Origin of the sequence: Propionicicella superfundia DSM 22317 (assembly GCF_000423465.1) — a bacterium.
Taxonomy (GTDB): Bacteria; Actinomycetota; Actinomycetes; order Propionibacteriales; family Propionibacteriaceae; genus Propionicicella; species Propionicicella superfundia.
In genome coordinates this window covers 469,021-484,399 of record NZ_KE384020.1, presented here as the reverse complement: position 1 = coordinate 484,399, position 15,379 = coordinate 469,021, and the positions used below count along the sequence as shown (strand labels likewise).

General features: G+C 68.7%; 19 protein-coding genes and 3 tRNA genes. 9 read left to right on the top strand and 13 right to left on the bottom strand.

Features of this window, described 5'->3' with window-relative positions; genetic code table 11:
• Positions 1-50: 50 nt before the first annotated feature.
• From G555_RS0107375 to G555_RS0107360, 4 genes are all read right to left on the bottom strand, one after another.
• Positions 51-725: a metal-dependent transcriptional regulator gene (locus G555_RS0107375; protein ID WP_028708385.1), complete on the bottom strand. Its 675-nt coding sequence runs from the start codon at positions 723-725 to the stop codon at positions 51-53.
• Positions 725-1,993: an Nramp family divalent metal transporter gene (locus tag G555_RS0107370; RefSeq protein ID WP_036921568.1), complete on the bottom strand. Its 1,269-nt coding sequence runs from the start codon at positions 1,991-1,993 to the stop codon at positions 725-727. The genes G555_RS0107375 and G555_RS0107370 overlap by 1 nt, the downstream gene beginning before the upstream one ends.
• Positions 1,994-2,547: 554 nt before the next feature.
• Positions 2,548-2,757, bottom strand: a complete 210-nt coding sequence (locus G555_RS0107365; protein WP_028708383.1) for a hypothetical protein — start codon at positions 2,755-2,757, stop codon at positions 2,548-2,550.
• Between the two features lie 630 nt (positions 2,758-3,387).
• The gene (locus G555_RS0107360) at positions 3,388-4,515 is read right to left on the bottom strand and encodes a tyrosine-type recombinase/integrase (protein WP_028708382.1); all 1,128 of its coding nucleotides are present in this window, start codon (positions 4,513-4,515) and stop codon (positions 3,388-3,390) included.
• Between the two features lie 86 nt (positions 4,516-4,601).
• On the opposite strand from G555_RS0107360, the gene G555_RS22590 reads away from it, so the two are divergent.
• A complete protein-coding gene (locus tag G555_RS22590; protein ID WP_169337866.1) occupies positions 4,602-4,787 on the top strand; it encodes a hypothetical protein in 186 nt (61 codons plus the stop codon).
• Here the strand turns inward: G555_RS22590 and G555_RS23370 are convergent.
• The gene (locus tag G555_RS23370) at positions 4,720-4,983 is read right to left on the bottom strand and encodes a wHTH domain-containing protein (RefSeq protein ID WP_425413840.1); all 264 of its coding nucleotides are present in this window, start codon (positions 4,981-4,983) and stop codon (positions 4,720-4,722) included. The genes G555_RS22590 and G555_RS23370 overlap by 68 nt on opposite strands.
• A gap of 183 nt (positions 4,984-5,166) precedes the next feature.
• Between G555_RS23370 and G555_RS0107345 the strand changes: the two genes are divergently transcribed.
• Positions 5,167-5,373 (top strand): hypothetical protein, encoded by a 207-nt coding sequence (locus G555_RS0107345; RefSeq protein WP_028708380.1) that lies wholly within the window; start codon positions 5,167-5,169, stop codon positions 5,371-5,373.
• A 203-nt stretch (positions 5,374-5,576) separates the two neighbouring features.
• Here the strand turns inward: G555_RS0107345 and G555_RS0107340 are convergent, their stop codons facing one another.
• From G555_RS0107340 to G555_RS0107325, 5 genes are all read right to left on the bottom strand, one after another.
• Positions 5,577-6,062 carry a hypothetical protein gene (locus G555_RS0107340; protein WP_036921565.1) on the bottom strand — a complete coding sequence of 162 codons (486 nt, stop codon included), beginning with the start codon at positions 6,060-6,062 and terminating at the stop codon, positions 5,577-5,579.
• 102 nt (positions 6,063-6,164) lie between these two features.
• A complete protein-coding gene (locus G555_RS21775) occupies positions 6,165-6,359 on the bottom strand; it encodes a hypothetical protein (protein WP_084634888.1) in 195 nt (64 codons plus the stop codon).
• Positions 6,360-6,592: 233 nt separating this feature from the next.
• Positions 6,593-6,667, bottom strand: a tRNA-Val gene (locus G555_RS0107335).
• Position 6,668: 1 nt separating this feature from the next.
• Positions 6,669-6,739, bottom strand: a tRNA-Cys gene (locus G555_RS0107330).
• A 42-nt stretch (positions 6,740-6,781) separates the two neighbouring features.
• Positions 6,782-6,854, bottom strand: a tRNA-Gly gene (locus tag G555_RS0107325).
• 282 nt (positions 6,855-7,136) lie between these two features.
• Here G555_RS0107325 and G555_RS0107320 point away from each other — a divergent pair.
• A complete protein-coding gene (locus G555_RS0107320; protein ID WP_028708378.1) occupies positions 7,137-7,922 on the top strand; it encodes a sirohydrochlorin chelatase in 786 nt (261 codons plus the stop codon).
• Positions 7,923-8,017: 95 nt separating this feature from the next.
• On the opposite strand, the gene G555_RS0107315 is transcribed toward G555_RS0107320, so the two are convergent.
• Entirely contained in the window at positions 8,018-8,890 is an 873-nt protein-coding gene (locus G555_RS0107315; protein WP_051208543.1) for a PPK2 family polyphosphate kinase, read from the bottom strand.
• Between the two features lie 442 nt (positions 8,891-9,332).
• On the opposite strand from G555_RS0107315, the gene G555_RS0107305 reads away from it, so the two are divergent.
• Together G555_RS0107305 and G555_RS18560 are read left to right on the top strand one after the other, a co-directional pair.
• On the top strand, positions 9,333-9,596 hold the full coding sequence (locus tag G555_RS0107305; RefSeq protein ID WP_028708375.1) for a type II toxin-antitoxin system RelE family toxin: 264 nt from the start codon (positions 9,333-9,335) through the stop codon (positions 9,594-9,596).
• A gap of 13 nt (positions 9,597-9,609) precedes the next feature.
• Positions 9,610-9,840 (top strand): type II toxin-antitoxin system Phd/YefM family antitoxin, encoded by a 231-nt coding sequence (locus G555_RS18560; RefSeq protein WP_169337875.1) that lies wholly within the window; start codon positions 9,610-9,612, stop codon positions 9,838-9,840.
• Positions 9,841-10,346: 506 nt separating this feature from the next.
• On the opposite strand, the gene G555_RS0107295 is transcribed toward G555_RS18560, so the two are convergent.
• Complete coding sequence (locus G555_RS0107295) at positions 10,347-11,393, bottom strand: DNA polymerase domain-containing protein (protein ID WP_036921562.1); 1,047 nt, start codon at positions 11,391-11,393, stop codon at positions 10,347-10,349.
• A 48-nt stretch (positions 11,394-11,441) separates the two neighbouring features.
• On the opposite strand from G555_RS0107295, the gene msrB reads away from it, so the two are divergent.
• From msrB to G555_RS21770, 4 genes are read left to right on the top strand one after another with little or no spacing between them, the layout of a single operon-like run.
• On the top strand, positions 11,442-11,891 hold the full coding sequence (gene msrB / locus G555_RS18555) for a peptide-methionine (R)-S-oxide reductase MsrB (protein WP_051208541.1): 450 nt from the start codon (positions 11,442-11,444) through the stop codon (positions 11,889-11,891).
• A 48-nt stretch (positions 11,892-11,939) separates the two neighbouring features.
• Positions 11,940-12,536, top strand: coding sequence for a DUF3000 domain-containing protein (locus G555_RS0107285; RefSeq protein WP_051208540.1), 597 nt, complete (start codon positions 11,940-11,942; stop codon positions 12,534-12,536).
• Positions 12,533-13,783: an HRDC domain-containing protein gene (locus G555_RS0107280; protein ID WP_084634882.1), complete on the top strand. Its 1,251-nt coding sequence runs from the start codon at positions 12,533-12,535 to the stop codon at positions 13,781-13,783. The genes G555_RS0107285 and G555_RS0107280 overlap by 4 nt, the downstream gene beginning before the upstream one ends.
• Positions 13,776-14,411 carry a GNAT family N-acetyltransferase gene (locus G555_RS21770; RefSeq protein WP_084634880.1) on the top strand — a complete coding sequence of 212 codons (636 nt, stop codon included), beginning with the start codon at positions 13,776-13,778 and terminating at the stop codon, positions 14,409-14,411. The genes G555_RS0107280 and G555_RS21770 overlap by 8 nt, the downstream gene beginning before the upstream one ends.
• Here the strand turns inward: G555_RS21770 and G555_RS18550 are convergent.
• Positions 14,296-15,303 carry an EamA family transporter gene (locus G555_RS18550; RefSeq protein ID WP_036921559.1) on the bottom strand — a complete coding sequence of 336 codons (1,008 nt, stop codon included), beginning with the start codon at positions 15,301-15,303 and terminating at the stop codon, positions 14,296-14,298. The two genes, G555_RS21770 and G555_RS18550, sit on opposite strands and share 116 nt — an antisense overlap.
• Positions 15,304-15,379 lie beyond the last annotated feature (76 nt).

Sequence of the window (15,379 nt, the reverse complement as noted above, 5' to 3'; positions counted from 1 at the left end):
TGGCCGATTGTTGCAGATTTCTGTGAATGACGGCCGATCGACGCGGCGGGTCAGCCTGCACGCTCGGCGCGGACCCGCACCACGTCACAGTCCTCCGGTTGCAGCGCGATGCGCTGCCCGGCCACGGCGACCTCTTTCGAGGCGCCGGGTGAGGACAGCACCTCCACCGGCTGGTGCGGCACGAGGCCGTGGCGAGCGAAACGCGCCAGCCGCTCCGGGTCGGAGTCGGCGACGCGGATGATCCGGTACCGCCCCGGTGCGGCGTCCGACAGACGCTCGACGCCGGTCGGCGGGACCCACTCCCCCGCGGGCCCCGGTATCTGGTCTCCGTGAGGGTCGTAACGAGGGTGTCCGAGCAGGCGATCGATCCGGTCCAGGAAGGAGGCGGACGCCGCGTGCTCCAGCCGCTCCGCTTCGTCGTGGACCTCGTCCCAGGCATACCCGAGCGTCTCGGCGAGGAAGGTCTCGATGAGCCGGTGCCGTCGCACCATCGCGATCGCCAGTTCCGCGCCGAGCGGGGTCAGCCTCACCGGCCGGTACGGCGTGTACTCGACGAGGCCCTGCGCCTGAAGGCGACGCATCGTGTCGGACACGTTGGCCTGCGTCGTGGCGAACCGCTCCGCGAGTCGTTTCGTCGTGATGGGAGGATCGCCCCATTCGGTCGCCGACCAGATCACCTTCAGGTAGTCCTGCACGACCGGCGTCAGCGCCTCGACAGCGTCCATCACGACTCCCCCGTCATCGTGAGCCAGACGAGAACCAGGTTCAGCGCCACGATCAGGCCCACGACCACCCACGCGACGACGCGCAGCGCGAGCGAGTTCGCAAACCGCCCCATGACCGTGGGCCGACCGGTGAGCCAGACAAGGGGCGCGAGCGCGAAGGGGATGCCCACGCTGAGGAGGACCTGGCTGAGCACGAGGGCCCAGGTCGGGTTCACTCCCGAACCGAGGATGAGCAGGGCGGGGATCAAGGTCACGGCCCTGCGGACGACCATCGGGACGCGAATCCGCAGCAGCCCCGACATGATCGCTGCGCCGGCGTAGCAGCCCACGGATGTCGACGCGAGGCCGGATGCCAGCAGTCCGATCCCGAACAGGACGCCGACCGCGGGGCCCAGCGCGGTGGAGATCGCCGCGTGGGCGCCCTGGATCGAGTCGGTGCCGCCGACGCCCTGGAGACTTGCCGCCGCCAGCAGCAGCATCGCGATGTTCACGGCGCCGGCGACCACCATCGACACGACGACATCCCAGCGCGTGGCGCGCAGCAGCCGTCCGAGGTCGGTTCCTCCTCCGCCGTGGCGGTCCCGCGCCAGCGCCGAGTGCACGTAGATCGCGTGCGGCATCACCGTCGCGCCGAGCATTCCTGCCGCGATGAGCACCGAGTCGGCTCCGGCGAACCGGGGCAGCAACCCGGCGCCGGCCTCCCCCCACGAGACGTCGCTGAAGAACAGCCCGGTCATGAAACCGATCGTGACAACGAGCAGCAGGCCCATGACGACGAACTCGAACGGCCGCTGCCCCCGGCGGGTCTGGATGGACAGCAACGCCATCGAGACGACCCCGATCACGATCCCGCCCACGACCAGCGGGAGTCCGAACAGGATCTGCAGCGCGATCGCCCCACCGATGACCTCGGCAAGATCGGTGGCTGCGGCCACGACCTCCGCCTGCAGCCAGTAGGCGATGCGAGGCCCGCGGCGCAGCCGGTCGCCGAGGATCTCGGGCAGGCTGTGTCCCGTGACGAGACCGACCTTCGCCGAGAGGTACTGCACGAGGACGGCCATCGCGTTCGCCAGCACGAGGACCCAGACGAGGAGGTATCCGTAGCGCGACCCTGCCGTGAGGTTCGCCGCCACGTTTCCGGGGTCGACGTAGGCGATCGCCGCGACGAAGGCGGGCCCCCACAACCAGGAGAGCCGGTGGCGCGGCCGTGGCGCCGTCACCTCCGTCGTCGTGGGGTTCTCGGCCCCGGGAGCCACACCCCTGTCCATGGAAGTTAAGCTACCCGAACTTTCGGGTCACGCGTCGCGATTCCCGAAGACCGCGGACCCGGTCGCCCCGCGCGGATGGGCCGAGCGTTCCGCGTCGCCGGACCGGCCGGAATCGGACGCGGGCCTCCCGCGAACGCGATGTCCCTCAAGCCATGGCCCCGCGCGCCTCGGCATCCGCATCGCGAGACGGCGGTCTCCCCAGCCCTACCCCATCGCTGGGACCGCCATCCCACAGCGAATCCTGGGCATCTGTGCAATAAACAAGGGGCGGCGTGGCGCACGTGCAATTCGAACCGAATCGGGAATATATCCTTCAGAAACCGATGGACTCGATTTCACTTCACCCGGACGTCACGTTCGCAGAATACGTCGGCATCTCGGCGGAACACGACAGTCGATACCGGGGGGCGGAAGGGGCGCACGCGACATCGTGACGGAGGACCTGCACTCGGGCGGCATGGGACTCCGTCTCGGTCCCGCCGCCGATCCCGGGAAGCCCCGCCGCCCCGGAGAAGTCCCAGCAGGCAGCGCTCATGGGCATCCGGGACGGTGGGCTAGCTCGCGAGCCGCTCCGGTTGGCTCCGCTTGAGGCCGGCGAGGACGCGGTCGATGCGCTGTGCGTCGACCTGATAGCTCTCCGCCAACGCGGCCCTCCCACTCGTGCGGAAATCGTCCGCGCACTTCCGATAAATCCGCCCGGCGTGCTCCAGGGCATCTTCCATCGCCGACTTCTCCTGATCTGTGACAGTGATTGTGTATGTCATGGCTCCTGTCTATCAACCGAAACTCACGGGGTCCATATGGAAAATATTGTCGATAGACACCCCGCTCCTGAGGCGGTGGCGGATCACACCCGGTCGTCGACCACGCGGACGTCCCACCATGTGCCTGATCACCGCCCGCAACCCGGCGGTTCGTGCGTCACCCGAAGACAGGACACACGAGATCTTCCGAAAGCCCTGTTGGATCCCTCGTACGCACGTAGTTTGAGACGCAGGGTTCCATCTCGCGACGACGATCCCCCTTGTCGTCCGTCGCGATTGAGGCTCTCGCGCGCATTCCCCCCGTGTGCGAGAGCCTCAACGGGGCACGGCCCTCGCAGTTCGGCCAGTTCGGTGGTGGGTCGCCACACACGGCGGCAGGGCAGACGCGGCCCTCATAACACTGAAGCCCCTTATCTCTAAGGGGCTTCGCTGGTGGGCGATACTGGGTTTGAACCAGTGACCTCTTCCGTGTCAGGGAAAATCACGTCCCGTAGCGCCACATGAGACGGCATAGCCTCGCGTAGCAAGGCATGCGCAACCCCTTACCAGGTGGAGTTTTGCGCGTGACACGACATAACTTGACGCAGCGTCAAGTAGTAGCGTGCTGCTCCATGTCTGCTCCACGCCCGGTCACTTGACGACGCGCAACTGCGGGCGCCCGCGGGGCGCCTCCGCGATGGCCGGCTCCCGCAAAGCCGAAGCCACGTCCGCCGCCCTCGCGGGCGCGAAGTGCGTGTAGATCTCGGTCGTCTTGGCGCTGGCGTGGCCGAGCAGCTCGGCGACGCGGCTCAGCGGGACGCCGTCGGCGACCAGCCAGGATGCGTAGGTGTGGCGCAGGTCATGCAGGCCGAGCCCGAGCGAGCCGAGGCCGGCGGCCTTCGCGGCCGGCTGCAGCACCCGCCGGCTGAAATTCCGGTCGTCCCACGCGCCGCCCCGCGGGGCCGGGAACAGCAGGCCCGAGCGGCACGTCTCGCGCCGGTGCGGAATGCCGCATCGTTCGGCCTCCGGGATCTCGACATGCTCGACGACCCACTGCAGCAGCGGCACGGTCCGCCGCCGTCCGCCCTTCGGGTACGGCTTGACCTCACGGCCGTCGTCCGACAGGACCTCCGCGATCCGAGCCTGCGCGTGGACGAGATCGAGGCGGTGCGCATGGAAGCCGGCAGCCTCGCCCCAGCGGGCGCCGGTGCCCACCAGGAAGTCCAGCAGCCCACGACTCGGACCAGTGCCCACCCGCGCGGCGAGCGCTGCGTACTGCTCGCGATCCAGGAAGACGGGATCCTTGGGCACGATCCGCTCGAGCGTGACCCCGAGCGCGGGATTCGCCGGCAGGACCTGCGCGCGCACCGCGGCCGACAGCGAGCTGACGAGGATCGTCAGCACCCGCCTGGCCGTCGCCGGCTTCCGCTCATCGGCGATACCGGTCGCCCAGGCCTGGACCGACCAATTGTCGATCGCGGCCAGCGGCACCTCTCCCCATCGGGGCATGATCCAGGTCTCGACCATCGAGGCCTCGTTCCGGCGGGTCGCCGGCTCGATCCTGCGGGCCGGCCACCAGACCGCGTGCCAGCTCCCCCATGTGATCTCGCCTCGGCGGGGATCCACCCATCCCGGCGCATGCGTCTTGGCCTCGGCGTCGACGGCGGCGCGACGCGCCGGCTCCTTGTGGTCGGAGACCGGCGTGTATCGGATCTCGCCGGTGGGTAGGCGGTATCCGCCGCGGTACCGGCCGGACGGTAGCTGCTCAGTCCACGCCATGTCGATGCCCTCCCCCGGCCGGGTGTCGCTGATTCCGGGGACACGCACCCGCCACGCGCGCCGGCCGGCGCCGCTGCGCTACAGGTATGGACGATGGAGTTGCTCTGCTGGACGTCGCAGGCTGGCGCGTGATCGAGGCGCCCGATCTCCCCGCGCCGGGGATCATGATCCGGCGGTACCAGATCCTGCTCATCGACTCGTGCCTCAGTGACGAGGATCGGGCGGTGACGATGGATCAGGCCTTCGCGCGTGCGATCGGGGTCGTGGCCTGACCTCCTCGACGTCCACCTCGATCACCCGTATCTCGTCGTGGTCGTCCCCCCACGCACCGAGCGCGTCGTAGGCACGCTCGACGATGACCTCGGGATCGATGCCGAGTCGCTCCGCGGCACCGAGAAGGTGAGCCATGGTCACGCTCCCCCTCTTTCCCGTGACGTAGTAGGTCAGTTGCGGCGCACCCACACCCATGGCGGCCGCCAGTTGGCGCTGCGTCACGCCCTTCCGCTTGCCCTCGGCGACGAGTTCGATCGCCACTAGGCGCGAAAACTCTCGGCCCCTGTCGTTATCCACCCGCTCAGCATATCGCCAAAATGGCTAAGAAGATAGCTGGATTGCGCTTGACAACGTTAGCCATATGGCTAAGCTAGCTATATGGCTAACGCGCAAACCACACTCGGTGGCCGAGTAGACGCCGCCGGGCTCTCGATCAACGGACTCGCTCTTGCGTCCGGGATCTCCTACTCGACGCTCCGGCGCAAGCTGGCGAGCAGCGATGGCCTGGCCGCACTCACGATGCGCGAGCTGCTCGCCATCGCCGGCGTGCTCGACGTCTGGACAGGATCGGTGGAGGGAATCTAGACTGTTGCGACCCTGACGCGGGCATGAGCCAGGGGAACCGAGGGGCAGCCGCTGCAACGGCTGCCCCTTTACTTGTCATACCACTAAGGCCTCCCGAAGGAGGCCTTAGGACTCGCCGGGCACCCGCCCGGACATCTGCGATTAACGCACCTTTTAGTTTACCCCATCGCGAGCCACCACCTGCGGCGGGAACCCTCCTTCCCTCAGCCGGCCCGACGCGGGCGGCCGGTGCTCGTGTTGCGCCTCGCGACCCAGGCCGCCACCGCCGCCCTGTCCATCAGCGGACCCTGCCGGGTCTCGATCACCGCAGGCGGGAATCCAGGCATGCCGGCGAAGGCGCGCGCCCGCTGACGCGACACGCCGGCCATGTCCGCGATCTCGGCATAGCCGACGACCTCGGGGAACCGCGGCCGCGACAGGGCCGTCAGGAACGCCGCCTCGGTCGCGACCTCAAGACCCGTCACCGTCACGTCGCCGTCGACCGCCTCGGATACCAGCTCCGCAGCCGCGGCCGCAGCCGCCACCGGATCGGTGGCCTCGACGAATACGCCCACGCTTCCCTGACCGCCGTCGGGGTCGACCGACCCGGCAGGAGAGAGCCTGTCCAGCCTCTCCAGCGCATCGGCCAGGATCTCGGGGGTGATGACTCCGGTCCGGGCGAAGGTCACCCGGGCGTGCCACGTTGTCACTATGTCGCCTCCTCATCATGTCGAGAGAGGGAGGGGGTTGGTTCCGACCGTCGGGCTGGGCTAGGGTGGGGTGCTGATCGGGCCCCCCACCCTAGCCGCTGCTCAGACCTCGAAGCCGCTCCGCCTCAGTTCCGCGACCATGTTGGCCCATGATCTGCGGTCCGATGGCGTCTTGTGGATACTCACGATGCTCCGTGATCTATCCGGCGGGTAGATCAGCCACCCCTTCTTGGCGGTTTCGATCCGCGCCCCTTGCGCTTCGAGCGATCTGAACAGCTTCTTCAGGTCGCTAGCCAAGCTTCCTCCTCTCTTAAGTTGTGACACCAGTCTAGCTGAAACTATTGTCAGTGACAACTCTTTCAGAGGGAAGGGGATGTCCTACATTTAGGGGACATTCGCGAGGGATCGTCTGGTGACTCTCGTAGTCTCACGTAGCGCCGCGTAGCTGACGGCTGCTCCATGTTTGCTCCATGCGGCGACCAGGCGTCCACTCAAGAACACTGAAGCCCCTTATCTCTAAGGGGCTTCACTGGTGGGCGATACTGGGTTTGAACCAGTGACCTCTTCCGTGTCAGGGAAGCGCGCTCCCACTGCGCCAACCGCCCGAGGTGGAGACAGGATTTGAACCTGCGTAGACGGATTTGCAGTCCGTTGCCTCGCCTCTCGGCCACTCCACCGAACGGGAAACTCCGCCTGTGGATGCGGCGAGAGCCTCTCCGAGCGGACGACGGGATTCGAACCCGCGACCCTCACCTTGGCAAGGTGATGCTCTACCAACTGAGCCACGTCCGCAACCGACCTCGATCAGGTGCGCGGTCCACCATAGCCGAAGGTCAGGAGTGGCGCCAATCGAGGTACGGCAGCCCTGAGGTGGGGCGGGTCCATGCCACGCCAGAGATGTCTTTGCCCTTGTCAGGAGCCAATTTGCACAGATGCGCGACCATCGTCCCACATGCTGAGCTTTCGTCTCAGATAGCGAAAAGGACTTGCGCTCGTCCGCATGCTGAGAGGAATATCAGCCTCAGCAACAAATACGGCAAGGGAGCCGGTTTCGTCCAGAGGAAGGCAAGGCGGATGACAGCTCCAGCCCTCGTGATGGTCGCAGGCGGAAGCCCCGACCCAGAGGTCGCTCAGGTCGTTCACGTCATGCGGCAGCGCTTGCAGGCGATGCGTCCCGAGTTCACGATCAACGCGGCGTTCCTGGACCACTGCCCCCCCAGCGGGCCGCAGGTGATAAGCCAGTTGGTCAGGCAGTCGGTCGAGGAGTTCGTCTTCGTCCCGCTGCAACTGACCCAGGCCGTCGAGGCCGGGCCCGATGTGGAGGCGATGTTGCGTCGCGTCCGCGCGGCGCATCCGTCCGCGCGCTTCGTGGTGTCCCGCCCTCTCGGCCCCGAGGTCACGTTCTTGAACATTCTCGACGAGCGGCTGCGGGAAGCGCTGCGGCTCGCGCGGGCCCTCGAACTGGACGGCCTGGTGCTGTCCAGCGAGGGATGCGGCGATGTGCGGGGAAATGCCCTCATCGCCCGGCGCGCCCGCCAGTGGTCCACCCACCACAAGCTGCCCTGTCTCACCGCCGTCGCCGACGGAACCGGCGCGAGCTGCGCCCAGGCCATTCAGAGCCTGCGCTCGCAGGGACGTCGCCACATCGCGGTCGGGTCGTTCTTCCTGACCGCCGACGAGGCATACCACCGGCAGGCCGAGCTGGCCTACCGGTTCGGTGCGGTCGCTGTCAGCGCCCCCCTGGGCGCCCACGCCGACGTGCTCGACATCGCACTCGCCCGTTACGCGTTCGCCGCCATGGAGCTCCTTGAGTTCGAGGGCGAGGACGTCCAGGCGCCACCGCTCCGGACGGTCGGCTGACCCCACCGCGACAGGTCGCACGAACGGGTGGCTCCCTCCACGGGCGCCGCCCGTTCGCGTCGTCACTCCCCACGGGCACACCGGAATGCGGCGACTCAGGACGCCGCCACGCGTGCCTTCTGCTCGGCCACGTCGAACGCCGCCTCGGGCCACGAGAGGTCCAGCCCGATCAGGTGCTCCCGCAGCAGTTGCGCGATGGCCCAGTTTCGGTACCACTTGCGGTCCGACGGGATCACGAACCATGGGGCATGCTCGGTGTTGCACCGTTCGAGGGCGTCCCTGTACGCCTCCTGGTACGCGGGCCACTTCCGGCGAGCGTCCACGTCGCCCGGGTTGAACTTCCAGTACTTGTCCGGACGGGAGAGCCTCTCGGCGAGGCGGGCCTTCTGCTCCTCGAAGGAGATGTTGAGGAAGCACTTGACGATCGTGACCCCGTCCGCCACGAGCCTGGCCTCGAAGTCGTTGATCTCGTCGTACCGCGAGCCCCACTCGGAAACGGGCACGAGGTTCTCCACCCGGACGATGAGCACATCCTCGTAGTGGGAGCGATCGAACACACCGATCCTGCCCGGCCCCGGCACGGCCTTCTCGATCCGCCACAGGTAGTGATGCGCCCGCTCCTCGGCGGTGGGCGTCTTGAACGACGCCAGTTGGACACCCTGCGGCTCGACCATGCCGACGACATGACGGATCACACCGCCCTTGCCGGACGTGTCCATCCCCTGAAGCACCAGCAGGATCCGCTTGGTGAAGTCGTCGTCGCCCGCGCTGTTCGCGTACAACTGCTCCTGCAGCGCCGAGAGCTCCGGTTCCAGAGCCTCGGTGAGGGCCGGCGCATCGTCCTTCCCCTCACCGGGATAGCCGTGACGGGCGCGCGGATCGAGATCCTCGAGCGACACCGGGCCGGGAGGCAGCCGCAGCACCTTGGACAGCGGGGTCTTCGGGGTGATCGTGATCGCCTTCGCCATCTCCACAGTCTGTACCCAACCGGTATCACCGCGCAGCACCCAGGCCATCCGCCGCGGCAGCTTCGACAGCGTCCCCCAGCTCGTCACCGTCCGGAAGGCGGTCCCCGGCGCTCAACCTGCGCGTGTCCGAGGACACCAAGATTCGCCTCGATGCACTCGCGCGACGCCAGGACGCAGGCAGTCCGACATTGTCCGGGACGCGCTCGATGAGCGCTGTGGCGTCGCAGGCAGCCGTGCTCGCCAGGTCGTGACACATGAGCGACATGATCACCGATCAGGAGTGGGAGTAGGCGCTCAGGGACGCCAAGCCGCTGGTGCACATGTGCGGGCTCGACGAACCACCTGGTTGGCGTGTCCTCGGAGTTCCGCTGCCAAGAACCCTGGGCAAGACTCCTCCCACATTGTATTGAGTTTTGTACCAAATTCATGTAGTAACATTGTTATGACGCGGTACACGGTGACGATCGAGCGGTCAGCAGCGAAGGCGCTGGCCCGAGCGGAGCGCCGCGACCGGCGCCGGATCGAGGATGCCATCGACGCTCTCGCGGACGATCCTCGCCCGCACGGTGCGATCCACCTCACCGGTGTGGACGCCTACCGGGTCCGCGTCGGAGATTGGCGCGTCGTCTACACCGTGCCCGATGCGGTGCGTGTGGTGACCGTCACGAATGTCGGCCACCGCAGATCGATCTACCGGGAGGTGTGAGATGGACCGGATAGTGCCCATCAGTGAGGCTCGCGCTGGCCTTGGTGACCTGCTCACCGAGGCGGTCGAGCATGAGATCTACATCCTGCGGCACGGACGGCCGGCCGGGGTGCTGCTGTCCGTGGACGCCTATGAGGCAGCCCTCGCTCGGATCGAGGATCTGGAGGATGAGGTGAGCGTGCTGCGTTCCCGTCTCGACCCCGACCCTGTACCGTTCGAGCGGAGCACACCGACCTCCGCCTGACCCCCCGATGAGGGAGGCCATGGGGGGAGGGGTCCCCTGTTCTGCCCATCGGTCCAACGTTCCCAGGTCGGGCACGGGCGGCGTTGACGCCCCACACACATTGGTCAGCTCCCGACGGTGAACTTGCCGATGCGGTCGGCACCCGAGCTCTCTGCAACAACCGCGCAAGCAGGTGCCCGCGGCGCTCGCACCGAGCTTCTGCCAGAACCCGCTCTGTCATGTCTTCACCATCAGACCCGATCGCCTCTGTCCAGCCGTTGCGCGGCGGCCTTGGCCCGCGCGGCGGCAGCACTGGCGCCTGGACGGTAAGCCACTCGGCGAAGAGTCGGACAGACTGCGTGTACAGCCGGATGGTGGCGGGCGAGCGCTTCTCGGCGCGCAGCTCGCGCACGAACGACGCGCCGAGATCTTCGAGTCTCTCCACCACGCCTACAGGTCATCAGGAGAGTACGCACCATGCCATCCACACAACGACCGGCAACGACCGCATCTGAACACCGAACGCCCTAGCCAACGCGCTTCTTCCGGGAAGGCTGCACCCGCGGCGGCTCGCCCGGCATCTTCGGGTACTCGGGTGGATATGGCATCTCCCCCTCGCCTGCAGCGGCGTCACGTTCGTACCAGGCCAGCGCGACGTCGAGAGATCCGAGCGGCTGCGCGTAGAAGGGCGCCCACACGTCGCCGCGGTCGGCAAAGCGCTGCGGCATCGTGAGGATCGTATGGTCGGCGGGATCTGTCCCGGCAACCTCGTCCCACTCCAACGGAGCCGAGACATGCCCTCTGATCGTCGGCCGGATCGAGTACGCCGACGTCATCAGGCGGTCGCGGGCGAGCTGGTTGAAGTCCACGAACACCCGCTCGCCGCGCTCCTCCTTCCACCAGCTCATGGTCACCAGGTCGGGGACGCGCCGGGCCAGTTCCCGCCCGAGGGCGATGACCGCGTGCCGCGCATCGACGAACGTCGCCGGCCCGATCCGGCAGAAGACGTGCAGGCCCCGGCCGCCGCTCGTCTTCGGGAAGCCGGTCAGCCCGGCCTCCGCAAGAATCTCCCGCAGCACGACGGCGGCCTGCGCGGCCTCCCCGAATCCGGTCCCCGGCTGAGGGTCGAGGTCGATCCGCAACTCATCGACGGCGTCCAGGTCGGGCAGCCGAACGGGCCACGGGTGGAAGCGCAGCGTCCCCAGGTTGACCATCCACAGGATCGTCGCGAGATCGGCCGGGCACACCTGCTCGGCCGTCCGCCCCGACGGAAACGTCACCGTCCCGGTCTGCACCCAGTCCGGCACACTGGCCGGGGCGCGCTTCTGATAGAACGCCTCGCCCCGCCGGTCCGCGCGCGTGGCCACCACGACGTCCTCGCGCACGCCCCCGGGCCAGCGCTCCATCGTCGTCGGCCGGTCCCGCAACGCGGCGAGGATGCCGGGACCGACGCTCAGGAAGTACTCCGCCACCTGCCGTTTCGTCAGTCCGAGCTCGGCGAAGTACACCTTGTCGGGACTCGACAGACGAACGACCCGCTCCCCCACCTGGAATTCCACGGCCTTCTCGGGCATAGCGCACATGCTAGGTGCGTTGAGACGTCAGCACGAGAGGAGTCCTCCATGACCGACCCGCACCTGCGCGTCATCAAGACGCCCGAAGAGTGGAAGCAGGAACTCTCCGCGTTGGAGTATCACGTCCTGCGCGAAGCCGGCACCGAGCGCCCCTGGACGGGCGAGTACGTCGAGACCACCGCGCCAGGCGTGTATCGGTGCCGGGCCTGCGGCGCCGAGCTGTTCCGCAGCACGACGAAGTTCTCCGCCCACTGCGGCTGGCCGTCGTTCTACGCACCGCTGGCCGAGGACCGCGTCCGCTACATCACGGACGACTCGCTCGGCATGACCCGCACCGAGGTCCGCTGCGCGGCCTGCGACTCGCACCTGGGCCACGTCTTCGAAGGCGAGGGATACCCGACGCCGACCGACCTGCGCTACTGCATCAACTCGGTCTCGCTGACGCTCGCACCCGACGATCCCGATACGCAGGCCGAGCTCGGCTCGCACAAGGGGTGACGGCGTGGCCGTCCCGGACTTGCCGGTCAGTTTGATTACTGTTCCCCTATGAGCGCCCACACGACGTCCCTGACCCCCGAGGCGTTCACGAGCGCCCTCGCGGAACTGGCGGATGCGCCGTGGCGGCCCGAGATGGTCATCGGCCCCCTCCCCGCCCCGCAGAAGATCGCGCCGTTCGCGACGGCCGTCAGCGCCGACGTCGTGGTCTCCGACGAGGAACTCGCCTCCGGCCGGTTGATCCTCCTCCACGATCCCGCGGGCAACGCGAGCTGGGAGGGCGCCTTCCGGTTCGTGACGTACGCGCACGCCGAGGTCGACGCGGAGATGGCGACCGATCCGCTCCTCGCAGAGGTCGCCTGGTCGTGGCTGACCGAGTCTCTCGACCGGCAGGGCTGTGATTACGTGGCCCCGGGCGGTACCGTGACGGCCGTGCAAAGCACTTCGTTCGGTTCCATGTCGGCAGAGCCACGACGCGCCGAGGTCGAGATCCGCGCGTCCTGGACGCCCGTCCTCGACACCGTGCCTCGCATCACGCCGCACCTCATGGCCTGGTCCGAGCTGCTGTGCACCACCGCAGGGCTGCCACCACTGCCCACGGGCGTCGTCATGATGCCCGCGCGCCGGACCCCGCCGCGCCGCCGGTGACCGACACCACTGTCGACGAGAGCCTGCCCATCCTCGCGGGCCCCGCGGACTCGCTGCGGCCCGTGGTGGACGACCCTGCCGCCCTCGGCGAGTGCATCGCGGCGCTACGCGACGGCACCGGCCCGATCTCCATCGACACCGAACGCGCCCAGACCTTCCGGTACTCCGCCAAGGCCTACCTGATCCAGGTTCGGCGCGAGGGCGCCGGCACCTGGCTCGTCGATCCGGCCTCCCTCGAGAACGGCTCGCCCCGCGCCGACCTGGCCGAACTCACCGCGGCACTGGACGACGTCTGGGTGCTGCACGCCGCATCCCAAGACCTCCCGTGCCTCACCGAAGTCGGGATGATCCCGTCCGAACTGTTCGACACCGAGCTCGCGGGCCGGCTCCTGGGGCTCCCCCGCGTCGGCCTCGGCGCCCTCGTGGAGGAGGCGCTCGGCGTGCGGCTTCTCAAGGAGTACTCGGCCGTCGACTGGTCGTCGCGCCCGCTGCCCGCCGAGTGGCTGGTGTACGCGGCGCTCGACGTCGAACTCCTCGGAGACCTCAAGCAGTGGCTCACCACGCGTCTCGAGGCGGCAGGCAAGGACGAGTGGGCCCGCCAGGAGTTCGCGCACGTCCTCACCACGTACACCGCCCCTCCGGTGCCGCGAACCGATCCCTGGCGTCGCACGTCCGGCATCCATCACCTCCGCTCCGAACGCGCTCTGGCCGTCGTGGCCGAGCTGTGGGCGACGCGGGACATCCTCGCGCGCAGCATGGACAAAGCGCCGTCCCGGCTGCTTCCCGACAGGGTCGTCGTCGAGATCGCCGGCCTGGCGAAACCCGGCGTCCAGAAGATCGGCCGCGCCGACGTCCTCTCCCTGCCGGGAATGCGCCGGCGTCAGTACCAGCGCCACCTCCCCAACTGGCTGGATGCCGTCGGCCGTGCGATGTCCCTTCCGCGTGCCGATCTGCCGCCGCGCAGCCTGCCGCAGGACGGACCGCCTCCCGTGCGCTCCTGGGAGGCGCGGAACCCGGAGGCGGCCGCCCGCTGGGACACCGCCCGACCCGCCGTCGTTGCGCTCGCTGCCGATCTGAGTCTGCCGGTCGAGAACCTGATCACCCCCGACACCCTGCGCCGGGTCTTGTGGAACGACCCGCCCGGCGACGGCGACTGGGCCGACGCGCTGCGCACCCTCGGCGCACGTCCGTGGCAGACGTCCCTCGTGGCTCCGGTGCTCACCGCCGCCGCCGGGGACCATGCCTGAGTTCCTGTCACCCGACACCGAGGTCGCGTTCGGCTCGCTGCGAATCCGCCGCGCCACCGAGGCGGACGCCCCCGCATACTGCCGGGCGGATGCGGAGATGGTGGCCGACACCTACAGCTACACGATGCCGCCGGAGTTCGCCGGGGAACTGCTGGCGGCCGTCCCGGCGGAGACGGCCCGGTGCACGCGGCGATTCGCCGAGAGCCTGGCCGCGGAGCGACGCGGCGAGGAGCCCATGCAGCGCACCTGGATCGCCGAACACGGCGGCCGGATCGTCGGGATCGCCGTGTCGTCGGCGTTCCCGCAATGGTGGGAGGCCCAACCCGACGCGCCGACATCCCTGGAGGGCATCACGTACCAGCTCAGCCATCTCTACACCCGACCGGACGCCCACGGCACAGGGCTCGGGCAGGTACTGTTCGACCTCGCCCTCCCCGGCGGACTGCCCGCCTATCTGTGGCTCGTCGGCGGCAACGTCCGTGCGCAGCGGTTCTACGCCCGGCAGGGGTTCGTCACCGAGGATCGCGTCTACGACACCGGGCCGGCGTGGCACAACCGGCCGCTGCACCGGATGTATCGGACGGCGTCCCGGCACCCGTACCGAAGCGGACGAGCACAACCCCGGTGATGATCAGTGCCGCGCCGACCACCTGCACGAGGCTCGGCACCTCCCCCAGCATCAACGCGGCGAGAACGGTGGCGAAGAGCACCTCGGACAGGCCCACGAACGACGCCAGCCGCTCCCCCATGAGGGACACGCCGGCGATCCCGAGGCCGTACGCCAGCGCCGTCGCGACCAGGGCGATCACCGACAGCGGCACCCACCAGGGAGCGATCCGGCCGAACAGCGCGGTGTCCACCAGCGGCGCGGCGTACGGGAGCACGCCCGCACAGATCGCCAGCCCGAGCACCGCAGCACCCACTGCGAGGCCGAACGCCGCCAGGACGACGGGGTGCAGGCGAGTCGGCCGCGCCGACAGGACGAAGTAGGACGCGGCTCCGAACATCGCGCCGAACGAGAACAGCACGCCGAGGGCATCCGGGGACGCCCCGGCGAGGTCCAGCACGCACAGCAGGCCGACCACGCTCACGATCGCGCCGAAAAGGACGGCCCGCCTCGGCAACCGCCGCGTCCGCGCCCATGCGACGAGCACCAGCAGCACCGGCGCCATGTACTCGATGAGCAACGCGATGCTCACCGACATGCGGGACACCGCCGCGAAGTACATCAACTGCGGCGTCGCGACGGCCGCGAGACCGAAGGCAAGCACGGCTCGCCACTCGCGGACGAGGTCGGACAGCCGGCCGCGCAGCATCCACAGCGCGACCGGCACCAGCACCACAGCCGCGCAGGCGATCCGCCAGAACACGGCTGCCCCGGGCGACCAGCCGACCGCGAACAGAGAGCGCACGAAGGGTCCGGACGCCGCAAAGGCCAGGGACGCCACCAGCCCGATGAGGATCCCGACACCCGTCCGCGGCAACGCGGACACTCCGGGGACGCCCGACTTCGACTGCACCCGCCCATTCTTCCAGGCACAGACCTCGGGTCCGCTCGGTCCGCGGCAGCTCCCCGAGCCGGCCGAGAAAACCCGC

What these genes read in the sequence shown, in the direction of transcription:
- G555_RS0107315 (WP_051208543.1), bottom strand. Translation starts at nt 8,890, where the DNA reads ATGGCGAAGGCGATCACGATCACCCCGAAGACCCCGCTGTCCAAGGTG.
- G555_RS0107375 (WP_028708385.1), bottom strand. Translation starts at nt 725, where the DNA reads ATGGACGCTGTCGAGGCGCTGACGCCGGTCGTGCAGGACTACCTGAAG.
- G555_RS23370 (WP_425413840.1), bottom strand. Translation starts at nt 4,983, where the DNA reads ATGGGTGTGGGTGCGCCGCAACTGACCTACTACGTCACGGGAAAGAGG.
- G555_RS0107360 (WP_028708382.1), bottom strand. Translation starts at nt 4,515, where the DNA reads ATGGCGTGGACTGAGCAGCTACCGTCCGGCCGGTACCGCGGCGGATAC.
- G555_RS0107295 (WP_036921562.1), bottom strand. Translation starts at nt 11,393, where the DNA reads ATGCCCGAGAAGGCCGTGGAATTCCAGGTGGGGGAGCGGGTCGTTCGT.
- G555_RS0107285 (WP_051208540.1), top strand. Translation starts at nt 11,940, where the DNA reads ATGAGCGCCCACACGACGTCCCTGACCCCCGAGGCGTTCACGAGCGCC.
- G555_RS21770 (WP_084634880.1), top strand. Translation starts at nt 13,776, where the DNA reads ATGCCTGAGTTCCTGTCACCCGACACCGAGGTCGCGTTCGGCTCGCTG.
- G555_RS0107345 (WP_028708380.1), top strand. Translation starts at nt 5,167, where the DNA reads ATGGCTAACGCGCAAACCACACTCGGTGGCCGAGTAGACGCCGCCGGG.
- G555_RS0107305 (WP_028708375.1), top strand. Translation starts at nt 9,333, where the DNA reads ATGACGCGGTACACGGTGACGATCGAGCGGTCAGCAGCGAAGGCGCTG.
- G555_RS0107370 (WP_036921568.1), bottom strand. Translation starts at nt 1,993, where the DNA reads ATGGACAGGGGTGTGGCTCCCGGGGCCGAGAACCCCACGACGACGGAG.
- msrB (WP_051208541.1), top strand. Translation starts at nt 11,442, where the DNA reads ATGACCGACCCGCACCTGCGCGTCATCAAGACGCCCGAAGAGTGGAAG.
- G555_RS0107320 (WP_028708378.1), top strand. Translation starts at nt 7,137, where the DNA reads ATGACAGCTCCAGCCCTCGTGATGGTCGCAGGCGGAAGCCCCGACCCA.
- G555_RS22590 (WP_169337866.1), top strand. Translation starts at nt 4,602, where the DNA reads ATGGACGATGGAGTTGCTCTGCTGGACGTCGCAGGCTGGCGCGTGATC.
- G555_RS0107365 (WP_028708383.1), bottom strand. Translation starts at nt 2,757, where the DNA reads ATGACATACACAATCACTGTCACAGATCAGGAGAAGTCGGCGATGGAA.